Origin of the sequence: Pseudodesulfovibrio cashew (assembly GCF_009762795.1) — a bacterium.
Taxonomy (GTDB): Bacteria; Desulfobacterota; Desulfovibrionia; order Desulfovibrionales; family Desulfovibrionaceae; genus Pseudodesulfovibrio; species Pseudodesulfovibrio cashew.
The window spans coordinates 1,695,007-1,708,122 of record NZ_CP046400.1 but is presented as its reverse complement, the minus strand read 5'-3'; the positions used below and the strand labels follow the sequence as shown (position 1 = coordinate 1,708,122).

At 60.7% G+C, this 13,116-nt stretch carries 11 protein-coding genes and 2 pseudogenes; 3 read left to right on the top strand and 10 right to left on the bottom strand.

Going from position 1 to position 13,116, the window contains the following annotated elements; all coding sequences use genetic code 11:
- Window positions 1-25: 25 nt before the first annotated feature.
- The 4 genes from alr to rfaD all read right to left on the bottom strand — a co-directional run bounded on the left by alr (window position 26) and on the right by rfaD (window position 6,549).
- Complete coding sequence (alr, locus tag GM415_RS07645) at window positions 26-1,153, bottom strand: alanine racemase (RefSeq protein ID WP_158947226.1); 1,128 nt, start codon at window positions 1,151-1,153, stop codon at window positions 26-28.
- Window positions 1,154-1,157: 4 nt separating this feature from the next.
- The gene (gene mutL / locus GM415_RS07640; RefSeq protein ID WP_158947225.1) at window positions 1,158-3,035 is read right to left on the bottom strand and encodes a DNA mismatch repair endonuclease MutL; all 1,878 of its coding nucleotides are present in this window, start codon (window positions 3,033-3,035) and stop codon (window positions 1,158-1,160) included.
- 84 nt (window positions 3,036-3,119) lie between these two features.
- Window positions 3,120-5,510, bottom strand: a complete 2,391-nt coding sequence (locus tag GM415_RS07635) for an LPS-assembly protein LptD (protein ID WP_158947224.1) — start codon at window positions 5,508-5,510, stop codon at window positions 3,120-3,122.
- 58 nt (window positions 5,511-5,568) lie between these two features.
- A complete protein-coding gene (gene rfaD / locus GM415_RS07630; RefSeq protein ID WP_158947223.1) occupies window positions 5,569-6,549 on the bottom strand; it encodes an ADP-glyceromanno-heptose 6-epimerase in 981 nt (326 codons plus the stop codon).
- A 232-nt stretch (window positions 6,550-6,781) separates the two neighbouring features.
- Here rfaD and GM415_RS07625 point away from each other — a divergent pair, with 232 nt between their 5' ends.
- The 3 genes from GM415_RS07625 to GM415_RS07615 all read left to right on the top strand — a co-directional run bounded on the left by GM415_RS07625 (window position 6,782) and on the right by GM415_RS07615 (window position 8,688).
- Window positions 6,782-7,834, top strand: coding sequence for an OmpA family protein (locus tag GM415_RS07625; protein ID WP_158947222.1), 1,053 nt, complete (start codon window positions 6,782-6,784; stop codon window positions 7,832-7,834).
- A gap of 68 nt (window positions 7,835-7,902) precedes the next feature.
- Window positions 7,903-8,418 carry a hypothetical protein gene (locus GM415_RS07620; protein ID WP_199244343.1) on the top strand — a complete coding sequence of 172 codons (516 nt, stop codon included), beginning with the start codon at window positions 7,903-7,905 and terminating at the stop codon, window positions 8,416-8,418.
- Window positions 8,419-8,490: 72 nt separating this feature from the next.
- The gene (locus tag GM415_RS07615; RefSeq protein ID WP_158947221.1) at window positions 8,491-8,688 is read left to right on the top strand and encodes a YwbE family protein; all 198 of its coding nucleotides are present in this window, start codon (window positions 8,491-8,493) and stop codon (window positions 8,686-8,688) included.
- On the opposite strand, the gene GM415_RS07610 is transcribed toward GM415_RS07615, so the two are convergent.
- From GM415_RS07610 to rbr, 6 genes and pseudogenes are all read right to left on the bottom strand, one after another.
- Window positions 8,678-9,463: a substrate-binding periplasmic protein gene (locus GM415_RS07610; protein ID WP_158947220.1), complete on the bottom strand. Its 786-nt coding sequence runs from the start codon at window positions 9,461-9,463 to the stop codon at window positions 8,678-8,680. The two genes, GM415_RS07615 and GM415_RS07610, sit on opposite strands and share 11 nt — an antisense overlap.
- Window positions 9,464-9,747: 284 nt before the next feature.
- A complete protein-coding gene (locus GM415_RS07605; protein ID WP_158947219.1) occupies window positions 9,748-10,953 on the bottom strand; it encodes an FprA family A-type flavoprotein in 1,206 nt (401 codons plus the stop codon).
- Window positions 10,954-11,144: 191 nt separating this feature from the next.
- Window positions 11,145-11,294: pseudogene (gene rd / locus GM415_RS18065) on the bottom strand (rubredoxin); the annotation flags it as partial.
- An 87-nt stretch (window positions 11,295-11,381) separates the two neighbouring features.
- Window positions 11,382-11,594 (bottom strand): annotated as a pseudogene (locus GM415_RS18190) (rubredoxin); the annotation flags it as partial.
- A 105-nt stretch (window positions 11,595-11,699) separates the two neighbouring features.
- The gene (locus tag GM415_RS07595; RefSeq protein ID WP_158947217.1) at window positions 11,700-12,083 is read right to left on the bottom strand and encodes a desulfoferrodoxin; all 384 of its coding nucleotides are present in this window, start codon (window positions 12,081-12,083) and stop codon (window positions 11,700-11,702) included.
- A 27-nt stretch (window positions 12,084-12,110) separates the two neighbouring features.
- Window positions 12,111-12,686: a rubrerythrin gene (gene rbr, locus GM415_RS07590; RefSeq protein ID WP_199244342.1), complete on the bottom strand. Its 576-nt coding sequence runs from the start codon at window positions 12,684-12,686 to the stop codon at window positions 12,111-12,113.
- Window positions 12,687-13,116 lie beyond the last annotated feature (430 nt).

Genomic DNA, 13,116 nt, shown 5'->3' with positions numbered 1-13,116 from the left:
TCCTCCTTGCCTCTCGCGGATGCGATTAAAGATATTCCCGCGGGTTCATCCCCAGCAGGCAAAAAACTTCATAGGTAATGGTCCCCCACCATCCGGCCAGCTCGTCCGGGCTGATGTACCCCTCTCCGGGGCCGCCCAGGAGCCATGCGCGATCACCGGGGACAACAGGTGTCCCTTCGCCCAAAATATCGGTGACGTCAACCGCACACATCTGCATGCAGACCCTGCCGAGGATGGGAGCGCGGCGTCCGGCGATGTTCACCTGGCCGGTGTTGGAGAGCCCGCGGCTGTAGTTGTCCGCATAGCCCACGCCGATGACGGCCACCATGGAGTCGCGCTCGGCCACGTGGGTCCAGCCGTAGCTGATGCCCTCGCCCTTTTTCAGCGCGTGCACCTGCATGACCGGAGCCGAGACCTCCATGGCAGGCTTGAGATCCTCGCCCAGTCCGGCCCACTCCGTGCCGTAGTAGGGATTACCGCCGTACAGGGAGATGCCCAGCCTCAGGGAGTCGTGGCGGCACGCCTCGTGCCCCATGGACCCGGCCGAGTTGGCCAGGTTGGCCTCCACGTCGAAGCCCGCGCCCCGCAGGGTATCCACGGCCCGGCTGAAGCGGCTTGCCTGACGATCAACGGCCTCCTTGCGCGCCGGCTCGTCGGCCAGAGCGAGGTGGGAGGTGACCATGACCGGGTTCAGCGCGGGGTTGGCCTTGAGAAAAGCCACGACCTCGTCCGCCTCCTCCGGCAGGAAACCCAGACGGCGCATGCCGGTGTCGAACTTGAGCCCGATATCCAAAGGACCGCGATCCTGAGCCAACCTCGCAGCCTCCTCCAGCTGCCCCATCTGCCCGAAGGCCGTGAGCACTCGGTCATCCCACAGGGCGGCATAGTCTGCCTCGTCCTGAGGGCCGAGGAGAGCGAAAATCCGGGCCTCGCAGCCTGACCGGCGCAGGAGGGAGGCCTCATTGACGAAGCCCACGGCAAAGGTCTCGGCCTCCCCTTTCAGGGCGCGGGCCACTTCGGCCAGACCGTGCCCGTAAGCATCCGACTTGATGACCGGGATGACGTTGTCGTGCAGTTTCTTGAACACGCGGAGGTTGTGGCGCAGGTTGTCCAGATTCACCCGCACCTTGAGTTTGTTGTATTCGATGGTCATGGTCTTATTTCCGTTTGAAGAGTTTTTCCAGATCCGCCGGACACCAGGTGACCACGATGGGTCTCCCGTGGGGGCAGAATTCCCGCTCCGGTGTGACGAGCCAGGTTTCGAGCAGGGAGAGCGCTTCGTCCGCAGCCAAAGGCTGACCCGCCTTGATGGCGGTCTTGCAGGCCATCATGGTCCACAGATCGTCCAGGGTCCCGGCCTTTTCGGCCAGGGCGTCGGCAAGATACTCCCGCGCCTTGCCGGAGTCCAGTGTCGGGGGGATGCCGCGCATGAGCACCCGGGCCGGGCCGTCCATCTCAAGCAGAAAGCCCATGGAGCGCAGCCCTTCCCACAGGTTTTGCAGGACCTCGGCCTCGCTGGGATGCAGGGAAATCTCAACCGGCAGGGCCAGGGGCTGGGAGTCGCCCTTGGTCCGGGCCTGGCGCATGGCGGCCAGGAGCACACGCTCGTGGGCCGCGTGCTGGTCGATGAGCACCAGCGACTCGCCCTGCTTCAGAACCAGATAGGTGTCGGCCACCTGGCCGAGATAGGTAAAATCCGTTCCGGCCAGCGGGGCGCTCCGACCCGCCTCGGCCAGAGGAAACGAAGTCGCCGCCGGGCCTGAAGGAGGTTCCACCAGCCCCTCTCCTCCCGTGACCGAGGGCGGAGGCACGGGCAGCGGAATGTCACGGGGCGGATTGTATCCGGCCCGGTACTCCCGGTAGGAGGCAAACTTGGGGGCCTCGCCGCCGCCCGAAGGCGTGTGCGCCCGCCGGGCCGAGCCAGTAGAGGCAGAGGCGGGAGCGGACGCCCCGCCAAAGGACGGTGCGGCAGGCTCGCCAGTCATCTCGTTCGTACCGGCAAAGGAACCGGTAGCAGTAAAGGAAGAAGTATCGTCGGAGGAGCCGGACAGAGCCTGGAGTACGCCGCCCCGGATGGAGGAGAAGACGCGGCTCTCCTCCAGGAAGCGGACCTCCAGCTTGGCCGGATGCACGTTGACGTCCACCTCACGGGTGGGCAGCTCCAGAAACAGGACCAGCTGCGGGTATTCGCGGGACAGGAGCATGCCCCGGTAGGCCTGGCGGACCGCCGAGAGCATCATCTTGTCCTGAACCGGACGACCGTTGACGTAGAGCAGGATGCGGTCCCCACGCCCCTGGGCCGTGGACGGCGAACCGGCCACGCCGTGGGCGCGGTAGCCCTCACGCTCGAAATCGAAGGGAGAGAGCCCCTCGCAGACCGCCGGGGGCCAGAACGTGGCCAGCCGGTCTGCCAGCGCCTGGCCGGGCGGCAGCCGAAAAGCCTCGCGGCCGCCCACGGTCAGGGAGAAGCCCGTCTCGGTATGGGCCAGGGAGATGCGCATGAGCGTGTCCTGACAGCGCTTGTTCTCCGTGGCCTCGGTCTTGAGAAACTTGAGCCGCGCCGGGGTGTTGGCGAACAGGTCGCGGACCTCCACCCGCGTGCCCGAGGCCAGGGCCGCAGGCCCTTCCTCCTGCACCTCGCCCCCACGCACGGCAATAAACGCGGCCTCATCCGCCCCCCTGAGTTTGGAGGTCATGGTGAAGCGGGAGACCGAAGCGATGGAGGGCAGGGCCTCGCCCCGGAATCCGAAAGAGCCGATGGCCGAGAGGTCGTCGAAAGAGGCGATCTTGGAAGTGGCGTGCCGGGTCACGGCCAGATTGAGCTGATCCGCGCCGATGCCCGCGCCGTTGTCCTGAACAACGATAAGGGAACGGCCGCCCTGCTCCACAATGACGTCCACACGGGTGGCCCCGGCGTCCAAGGCGTTCTCCACCAGCTCCTTGACCACGCTGGACGGTCGTTCCACCACCTCACCGGCGGCGATCTGGTTCTTCAACCCTGCAGGCAGGACGCGGATGACGGGAGTCTGTTCCATGGAGTCTCTCTTACATGAAGTAGCGTATTTTTCCAGGGGCTGGCGCATTGGCATGAACGCGCCAACGCCGGGGAAAGCGGCTGGCTAGAAATCCATCAGGTTGAAACCCAGTTCGAAGCGCTGATCGTTGGGCTTCTGGGTGAAGGCGAAGTACAGGGAATAGCATTCCGCAGCCCAGTCCACGCTCAGGGTCCGCTCCAGGTCGCGCTCGCTGTTGAAGTCGTGCCGGTACTTGGCCCCCAGGGTCAGGGTGTCGTTCAGCTCCCACTTGGCGGCCAGCTCCAGGATGGACATGGTGTCCACCCGCTGACGCTTGTACTCGTCGATACGGGTCAGGTAGTCATAGCCCACGGAGAACTCGCCGAGGCCTTCCTTGTAGAGCCGGACCGTGTTCTCCACCTGAGTCAGGCTGGACTTGTAGGGCGAGAACCAGGTGCGGCTGATGACGTCGATGAAGTCCTCGGGCCGGATCTTGAGCTCGGCCAGCACGTCCGAGAACGGACGACGGACATACTCGTCCAGCTGGTCCTTGCGGGATGCCTCGTTGCGGTCGTAGGTCTGTTCCAACCGGAAGAGCAGGAAATCAAGATAGTCCGAAACCACCTCGGCCTGGGGCGGGGTGCCGTCCCTGCCGGGCTTGAGGACCACGCTCTCGCGCCGACGGTCAAGAACGTTGGTCAGGGAATAGGTAACCTCGTTCTTGGCCTTGATCCGATCGAACTCGTCAAAATAGGGATACTTCTCCTGGCCGGTTATGTTCGGCGTGTATGCGTAGGACACGCGGGGCACGACGGAATGCTTGAGCCGGGTCCAGCGAGAGGTCCCGGCCAGCCCGGGCTCGGCCTTGATGGCCTCGGCCAGGGGGAAAACGCGGGTCATCTGGCTGAAGGCGTCGAACCCTGCGGACCAGGTGGTGCGGGAGCTGTAGCCGCTCTTGGTGGCGTTGGTGTTGAGCTCCACCTCGCGTCCGCCGGAGTCGGTGACGGTCTGGTTGCCGTAGCCCTCGTGGCGGGTCAGGTCGTAGGAGGTGTGGTCCACCCCGGCAAACGGGATGAAAGTCACGAACTCCGAGGCCAGGGGCATCTTCACCGTGGGGGTCACCCTGACCCGATGGCCGGTGTGTCCCTTGTTGCGGTAAAAATAATCGTATTTGGCCTCGGCGGAGAACTCGGCGGGGGTGCCGGGGATGGACTGCTGAAAGGCGAATGCCTCCAGCTCGGGCACGGTCTGGACCGTGGTGTTGTCCTTGTCGTCGCCGTTGCCGTTCATGAACTCGAGGTTCTCGACATATTGCGCCTTGCCCACCAGACCGACGCGGTCCCAGCTGCGCGATGCCATAAGCGTGGACGTCCGGGTAGTATCGTCCTTGTTGTCGATATCGCGACCGAAGGCGTCGAGAAACTCCTGGCGGTTGCGGTCGAACCCGTTGGGTCCGCTCTGGAAGTCGCGCAGGTAGTTCTGATCGGAGACAAGGTCCAGGTCGAGCTTGACCCTGAGGTCGGGGCTGCCGAGCCAGCCGTCGTACTTGGAACGCAGCCACCAACGGCTCCGATTGGGCCGAGCCAGGCCGTCCCCCTTGTAATCCTCCCACTCGTCGGCCTCGCTGACAGCGCGCTTGTTGTCCTTGAGCATGTCCAGCTTCCACATGCCCTTGGAGGAGGCGTCCTCGGCGTGGCGGAACTCCAGGCCCTGCATGTAGCCGCGCCGGGTCATGTAGTTCTGGTAGAAAGTCATGTCCGCTTCCTCGTTGATGACCCAGTAGTACGGCAGGTTGATCTGGAAGCCGAGCTTGCGGCTGGAGGCCACGTAGGGCGCGAGGAAGCCGGACTCGCGCTTCTGGCGACCCGGCAACGACATATAGGGCCAGTAGAAAACCGGCACGTTCTTGATGCGGAAGGCGGAGCGGTAGAGACGGACCTTGCCGTCCAGCTCGACCTCGCCCTCCTCGCTGGTTACTGACCAGGCCGGTTTCTCGCCGTCGCAGGCGGTGACCTTGGCGTTCTTGAAGGTGTAGGAGTCGCCCCTGGACTTGCCCACGCGCTCGGCCTCCACGTAGATGTGGGGCTTGGACATGAACAGCTTGCCGTTCTTGAGCCAGCCGGTCATGTTGTTCAGGTCGAACTCGGCCTCGTCGGCCTGGAGAAAGTCGCCGCCCCAATGGGCGCGGATGTTGCCCTTGAGGAAGACCCAACCCGTGGTCTGGTAATAGCGGGCGAAATCGGCACGCAACTGGTTCGTGCCCAGGGACAGGGAGCAGTTGCCGAAGGCCTCGACGTACTCGCTGGTGTGGTCCCCCACCACCCTGTCGGCGGAGAAGGTCCACTCGTCACCTTGGGGCTCGCGCTCAGGGGCGTCGGCCACGTAGCGCCTGACGTTGTTCAGCAGCGGATTGCTCCCGAGCAGGGTCAGGGGCAGGCAGAACACCAGGGCCAAAAAGAGCCCCAGGCTCAGCGATATGTGCCGTTTGCGCTTCAACTATTCCCCTTCATTCATCCGAAAACGCGGTGCTGCGTAGCCCTCGCGCAAGAACTCCCTACCGGGACGTCAGGTACGGGTTATCCTTGGCCAGGTAGTTCTGCACGTAGTCGGCCGCGCCGTCCTCCAGGGAGGTCATGGGTTTGTCGTACCCGGCCTCAACCAGCTTGGTCATGTCCGCCTCGGTGAAATACTGATACTTGTCGCGGATTGTCTCCGGCATCTCGATGTACTCGATCTCCGGCTCCCGGCCCATGGCCGCGAAGACCGCGCCCGCCAAGTCGTTCCAGGTGCGGGGGGTGCTGGTGCCCACGTTGAAGATGCCGTTGATCTCCGGGTTCTCCAGCAGCCAGGCCATGATGTCCACCACATCCTTGACGTAGACGAAGTCGCGCTTCTGGCCGCCGTGGGGGTATTCCTCGCGGTAGGACTTGAAGAGCTTGAGCTTGCCCGTCTCCAGAATCTGCTTGTGCGCCTTGCAGATGACCGAGCGCATGTCGTCCTTGTGGTACTCGTTGGGCCCGTAGACGTTGAAAAACTTCAGGGAGGCGATCTTGTCCAGGATGCCGCCCTGCTTGGCCCAGAGGTCGAAGAGCTGCTTGGAGTAGCCGTACATGTTCAGGGGACGCAGGCGGTCGATGTCCTCGTGGGCGTCGCCGAAGCCGAACTCGCCTTCGCCGTAGGTGGCCGCGCTTGACGCGTTGACGAACCGGGCATCGTTGGTCAGGCAGTAGCGGCAGACGTACTGGGTGTAGCGGTAGTTGTTCTCCATGAGGAAGTCGGCGTCCTGTTCGGTGGTAGAGGAGCACGCACCCATGTGGATGACGGCGTCCACCTCAAAGGGGTCTTCCCCCTCGATGACGAACTTCAGGAACTGATCCCGATGGAGATAGTCCTCATACTTCAACCCTACGAGATTGCTCCACTTCGAACTCTTGGCGAGATTGTCCACCACCAGGATGTCGTCAATGCCCATCTGGTTGAGCTTCCAGACCATGGCGCTGCCGATGAACCCCGCGCCGCCGGTGACAATATACATGCAGACTCCTTGTCTTCGAAAACCGAGCCACTCACATGAGCGGCAAACGCCTCTTCATACTGTGTTCGCGCCCGAGACGCAACCAAAGCCCTTTCAGTGTATTATACAATATAAATATACCATCAAAAATCAAATATCCCCCTTGCACCAGCCTTTCCAGTAGAGTATATGGTTTATCTGTAAAGCCGCATGCAGCCGTTACTGCGTGTATAATTCCCAAAGGAGCACCATCATGGAACAATCCAGAAAACTGCTTTTGTTGACTCTGTTGGCTGTCCTGACCTTGACGTTCTCCCTGGCCGCCCCGGCCTCCGCGAAAATGATCAAAAAGGCGGACAATTTCATCCTCTTCCTCGACCAGTCCGGTTCCATGGCCATGCACCATAAGAGCCTTGGCAAAAAGAAAATCGACCTGGCCGTCGAAACCCTTCAATCCATGAACAAGGCCATTCCCGACCTGGACTACACCTCGGGCATGTTCCTGTTCGCCCCCTTTGAGGCAAAGGTTCAGCCCGGCGCCTACAACAAGGCCGCCATGGCCTCCGGCATCGACTCCGTCGGCACCGAATTCGCCATCTTCAACCGCCGCACCACCCTGGGTAACGGCCTGATGGACCTCGACCCGGTCATCGCCGGCCTCTCCGGCAAGACCGCGCTGATCATCTTCACCGACGGTAATTCCAACCTCGGCGCCGATCCCATCGCCCAGGCCCAGGCCCTGTACTCCAAGTACGGCGACAAGCTCTGCATTCACGTGGTCAGCTACGCGGACACCCCGCGCGGCCAGATGATCATCGACGAAATCCGCGCCCTGTCCTCCTGCACCGTGCCCGCCGACTACGCCTCCCTGATGGCCGCCGGCGCCATGGATCAGTACGCCAAGGACGTGTTCTACGAAGAAGTGGCGGACGCCCCGGCTCCGGCTCCGGCCCCGGTCGTTCCCATGGCCAAGGAAACCATCACCTTCAGCCTGCACTTCGGCTTTGACAAGTACGCCATCACCGATGAGATGATCCCCGTGCTCGAGGAAGCCAAGGCCATTCTGGACGAAGACGCCAAGGCCACCTTCGAGGTCGCCGGTCACACCGACTCCACCGGTCCCGAGGCCTACAACCAGGGCCTGTCCGAACGCCGCGCCAACTCCGTCAAGACCTGGCTCGTCAAGAACGGCATCTCCGCCGATCGCTTGAATGCCAAGGGTTACGGCGAGTTGAGCCCCAAGTACGACAACGCCACCAAGGAAGGCCGCAAGCTGAACCGCAGGGTTGAAATCCTGACCAAGTAGCGCTATAAAAAAAACGGCTGGGCGGCACTGCCGCCCAGCCGACTGCTCTGGTCAGAGGAACCCGTCCAATGAAACATTTTGTCATCTTTGTCGTTTTTGCCGCGCTCCTGAGCGGGCCTTTTTTCGTTTCCGACGCCTTGGCGCAGGAACCTGAGCAAAAGGCCGTTGACGTGGCCGTGGCAGCGCCCGGCAACGCGAACACGCCGGTCTCCGCCAAGAACCTGCCCGTCTACCTTGACGAGGACCTGGCCAGCAAACACGCCGACTTCACCAACTTCGCCAAAACCAAGGTCTCGGCCCTTAATCGCAACCACCGCCTCTCCAAGAGCCGGATGCAGATCGTCCAGTTGCCCGACGGCACTTACCGCGCGCGGTACCACGCCATCGACCGCAACTCGCTCATCTGCAAGGTGCGCCGCTCCAAGTCCAAGACCATCCCCTACGTGGCGGTCCTCTCCTACAAGGAGAAGGTGTTCGAGGCCATTGCCGATAGCCCGGCGGCCTGCCGTAAGGCCGAGTTCATCCCTGTGGCCATCATCCCGAACCGGCACATCTTCAGCTACAAGAAAGGCGCCTGGCGCTAAGCAAGCCCCCATGGGGAAAGGCGGGGCCGACACCCCGGTCTTGTGTTGCGCCCATGGCCCGAGGAGCATCCCATGGAAGGGACGATCAGAAAGAACCTCAAGCCCGGCATGCGGGTGAACATAGTCCTGAAAAAGGACCAGCGAACCGGCAGACTGACAGAAGGGGTGATCGCGCGCCTGCTGACCAAGTCGCCGACCCATCCCCACGGCATCAAGGTCCGTCTGGAGGACGGCCAGGTCGGCCGGGTCAAGGAAATCCTCAGTGATTGACGGGACAGTCGAGATCGGGGCAGCCCAACGATACCTCAACATCCCTGAGGATGGCATCCATCCGACCGTCCGCAAGCATACGGCGTAGCACGGCGTCGACTTTGGGCACAAGGGCCGCATTCTTCTTGTTCAGATAGTGATACATGGGATTCTCGGCCAGGAATGGCTGAAGGACCTGAAAATCGTCCTCCTTCAGGATATTCGACATGGCGTCCAGATACTCCGCCACCACGATATCCACCCGCCCCTTCCTGAGAAGGGCGAACAACTGCTCATACGAAGGAACCATAACACGTTCCATACCCTGGGTCTGCTTGTTGATATACTTGTATCCGAGCAGGCAGCCGATGCGGTACTGACGCAGTGAGTCCCACCCGGCTTCGAGGTCGATATCCTTTCCGCGAGTGAATGCAGCCACCCGGTTGACGTAAAGAGGCGTGGGGACCTTGATCAGATCGGGATTCCGCAGCTCAATGACGGGAACGCGGGCGGCCTCGCCGTCCACCAGCCCTGCATTGGCCATGACCAGGGCGCGCTCTGCGGGCACCCGCCGTATCACGACTGAATACCCCAGCTCACCGTAGGCTTCGCGTAGAATCCGCTCAAACAGGACCCCCATCCCCTGGCAGGGGAAGGAAGTGAAGACCATGGTTGGCTCAGCCTGAGGATTGGCCGGGGCGGCTGCCGACGCGGCAAGGCCCGGGGAGGCAAGAATAGTCCAGAGCAGGATCACCATGCAGGCCGCCCAGTAGAAGAGACTACCGCGACCGGGCATGGGCCGTCTTCGGCCACTCAACCAACGCAGGCTCCTCTTTCGAAGCACCGTGACACTTGACATCCCTATCTCCAAAGGCTGTTTCATGTAGAATTCATTACCACTTTGCCGCACAGCTGACAATGATGGGAGCCTTTGCCCCATACCAGGGAGCATTGACATATGACGCCCTTCCCGACAGGGCCGCACCCCAGTTCAGGCCGGGCGGAACCGGAATCTCCAGCATAAAAAAAGGCCCGGCCCCCAGAAAGGGACCGGGCCGAATTCGGACTGACGACTCGGGACTAGCCGATCTTCGCCTTGATGGCGGCGGCGATGGCCTTGCCCTGCTCGTAGCACTGCTGCATGGTGTCATGGGTGGGAACGTGCTTGACCTTGACTGGGTCGATCATCTCCATGCCCATGTCGGACAGAGCCGTGGAAAGGATCTTGACGCACTCGCCGGACCAGCCGAAGGAACCGATGGCAGAGCCGATCTTGTTCTGCGGACGGAGGCCCTTCATGTAGGTGAGCATGTTGGAGACCAGCGGCAGGATGCCGTTGTTGTGCGTGGGCGAACCCGCGATCACGGCGGCCGCGTCAACCACTTCGGACATGACGTCGGAGTGGTGGTTGGCCTTCAGGGACATGATGCGCACGGAGACGCCCTCGTCCGCCAGGCCGGTAGCCACGGCCTCGGCCATTTTCTCGGTGGAGTGCCACATGGTGTCATAGAAGATGACAGCCTTGTTCTTGGGCTTCTGTGCGGCGTACTCGCAGTATTTGTCGACGACCCACTGGCAGTCTTCCTTTCCGCGGAAGAGCAGGCCGTGGTCCGGGCAGATCATGTCGATATCCAGGCCCATGTCGCCCAGGGAGCAGAGCAGTTTCTCGACCACAGGGGAGTAGGGAAGCACGATGTTGGCGTAGTACTCCTGCATGCGCTGTTCCAGGGGATAGCGGTCCACCTCGTCGGCGAAACGCTCGCTGGTGGCCCAGTTCTGGCCGAAAGCGTCGTTGGTGTAGAGGATCTTGTCCTCGGGGCAGTAGGTCAGCATGGAGTCGGGCCAGTGCAGCATGCGCGCTTCAATGAAGTGAAGGGTGCGGGCGCCGAGGGAGATCTCGGTGCCGGTGGGCACGACCTCGACCGGCCAGTTCTCATAGTGGAAGTGAGCCATCATGGCCTTCTGGCCCATGGGAGAGGTGTAGATCTTCTCGGGCTGGTATTTCTCAACGGCCTTTGCCAGGCAACCCGCATGATCGGGCTCCAGGTGGTTGATGACGAAGTAGTCGATCTTGGCGTCCTTGCCCAGGACCTGGGCGATGTTGCACTGGAGGGTGCCCCAGAACTCTTCGGACACGGTGTCGATCAGGGTGACTTTCTCATCCTTGATCAAAAAGTTGTTGTAGGTGGTTCCCTTATGCGACAGGGAATAGCCGTGGAAATTGCGCCGATTCCAATCAACGGCGCCAATCCAAAAGACATCTTTCTTAATCTCGACGGGTTTCATTCTATTCTCCACATTGGACGGCTAATCAACCGCCATTTCAAAAAAAGGCGCGGTCATTTCGGCCACGCCTCCGTTTCAATCCTTGTTCTCGGACCGCACTGCGGACGTCCGATGGAAACGATATCCAACGGGGGATCTCTCCCCGGCCTCGACCGGCAATGGGCCGGTCCACTCAGTCAACGTTGGGGCGCTTAGGCTTCAGGGGAGAAGCTGTCCTTGTCAGCGCCACAGATGGGACAGGTCCAATCGTCCGGCAGATCGTCAAAGCTGGTGCCGGGAGCGATGTCGTTGTCGGGATCACCCACTTCGGGGTCGTAAACATAGCCGCAAATGTCGCAAACGTATTTCTGCATGGGGTCTCTCTCCTTTTGGTCGGTAACTTTTGCAGCAGAGGCTGCCGCTGTCAACTTGTCCGCATCCGTTTCCACCGGAAGTTCACAATCGGACTTGGTGGAACCTTCGCCCGCGAGGGGGCGGAAACATTTCTTGGTGCCGCCGCAGATGGGGCAGCGCCAATCGTCAGGCAGGTCCTGGAACAACACGCCCTTCTTGATCTTGCCCTTGCGATCGCCCTTGTCGGGATTGTAGATGTAGCCGCAATTGACCGTCTGGCATTGGTACATGTCTTCGGGGCGGGCCATGAAACCTCCTTGGCCTTCCGGGCATTCCGGTCAGCTCATGAAATTCTTTCAAAAAAAACGAGGACGGGCCAGCGCCCGCCCCCGCCGATTTTCTTCACAATGAGGCTAGGCCTTCCAGAGTCCGTGCAGGTTGCAGTATTCGCGGACCTGGATATCGCCGGACAGGCCGCGGATGCAGAACTCTGCCTCGGGGGCATCGCCAGGCTTGAGCATCTTGGTCAGGCAGACATCGCCGACCATGCACTCGATCCATTCGATGTAGTGCTTCTCTTCCATGGGATGGGGCACGGAACCGACCTTGACCTTGAGAGTGTCGCCGTCCTTTTCCACCACGGGAACGTGTTTTTCCTTGGCTGCGTCAACGGTGTTCTCGACCAGCAGGGTCATGTCCTGGCCGCAGCAGACCAGGTCGCCGCCGCCTTCGTGGATGGCGATGACCATGTTGCCGCACACTTCACACTTGTACACTTCGCCCAGTTTGATAGCCATTGATAAAACTCCTTAAAAGTTTGTTGTTTACCAGTTGGTGTCTTTGATCTCGAAATGGGCCTGGGGATGATCGCAGGCCGGGCACTTCACAGGGGCTGTGGTGCCCTTGTGATTGAAGCCGCAGTTCTGGCAGCGCCAGACGATTTCCGCATCCTTGACGAACACCCTGTCGTCCGTGATGTTCTTGGCCAGGGAGAGGTAACGCTCCTCGTGGTACTTCTCGGCCACGGCGATATTCTCCATGACGGCGGCGATCTCGGGGAAGCCCTCCTCGCGGGCGATCTTGGCGAACTCGGGGTACATGTGGCTGTACTCCTCGTTTTCACCCGCAGCCGCGGCCTTGAGGTTCTCGAGGGTCGTGCCGATCACGCCCGCAGGATAGGAGGCCATGACCTCGGCGTCGCCGCCCTCGAGGAATTTGAACAGCCGCTTGGCATGTTCCTTTTCATGACCTGCGGTCTCTTCGAAAATTTTGGAAATCTGTACGTAACCTTCCTTCTTGGCCGCGCTGGCGAAGTAGGTGTAGCGGTTACGGGCCTGAGATTCACCGGCAAAGGCGATCATGATATTTTTTTCGGTCTGGGTTCCTTTGAGCGACATCATTCCTCCTGAGACATATCTTAATTGGGTTATCCGATTTCTACGCTAAGCTCTTATCTAACACATCGTGGACGAAAATCCATCCCCAGCGGGAAATTGTCTTGATAATGGCATTATCAATAGTAGAAATAACCAATGACTATTCAAATAAAAAGAAAGTTTTACTTCCAACTTGAGAACTATTACTAATTGTGAAATCAGGGCTTGTCAAGTGCGCGAAAAGAAAAAAAAGGAAATTACATACCTGACGCCCATAACCGATGAAAAACCCGAAAATGACACACCTCCACATTGAAGGTTCAAAAAAGAGAGGTAAACGGTGTTCTGACGGCTGCAGCAACTATAGCCAGGCTCGGCAAAACCATGTCATCAGGCAGCACAGTGGCAGCCTGCATGATGAAAGGTTCGCCAAGACTGCGTCATAAATAGATCG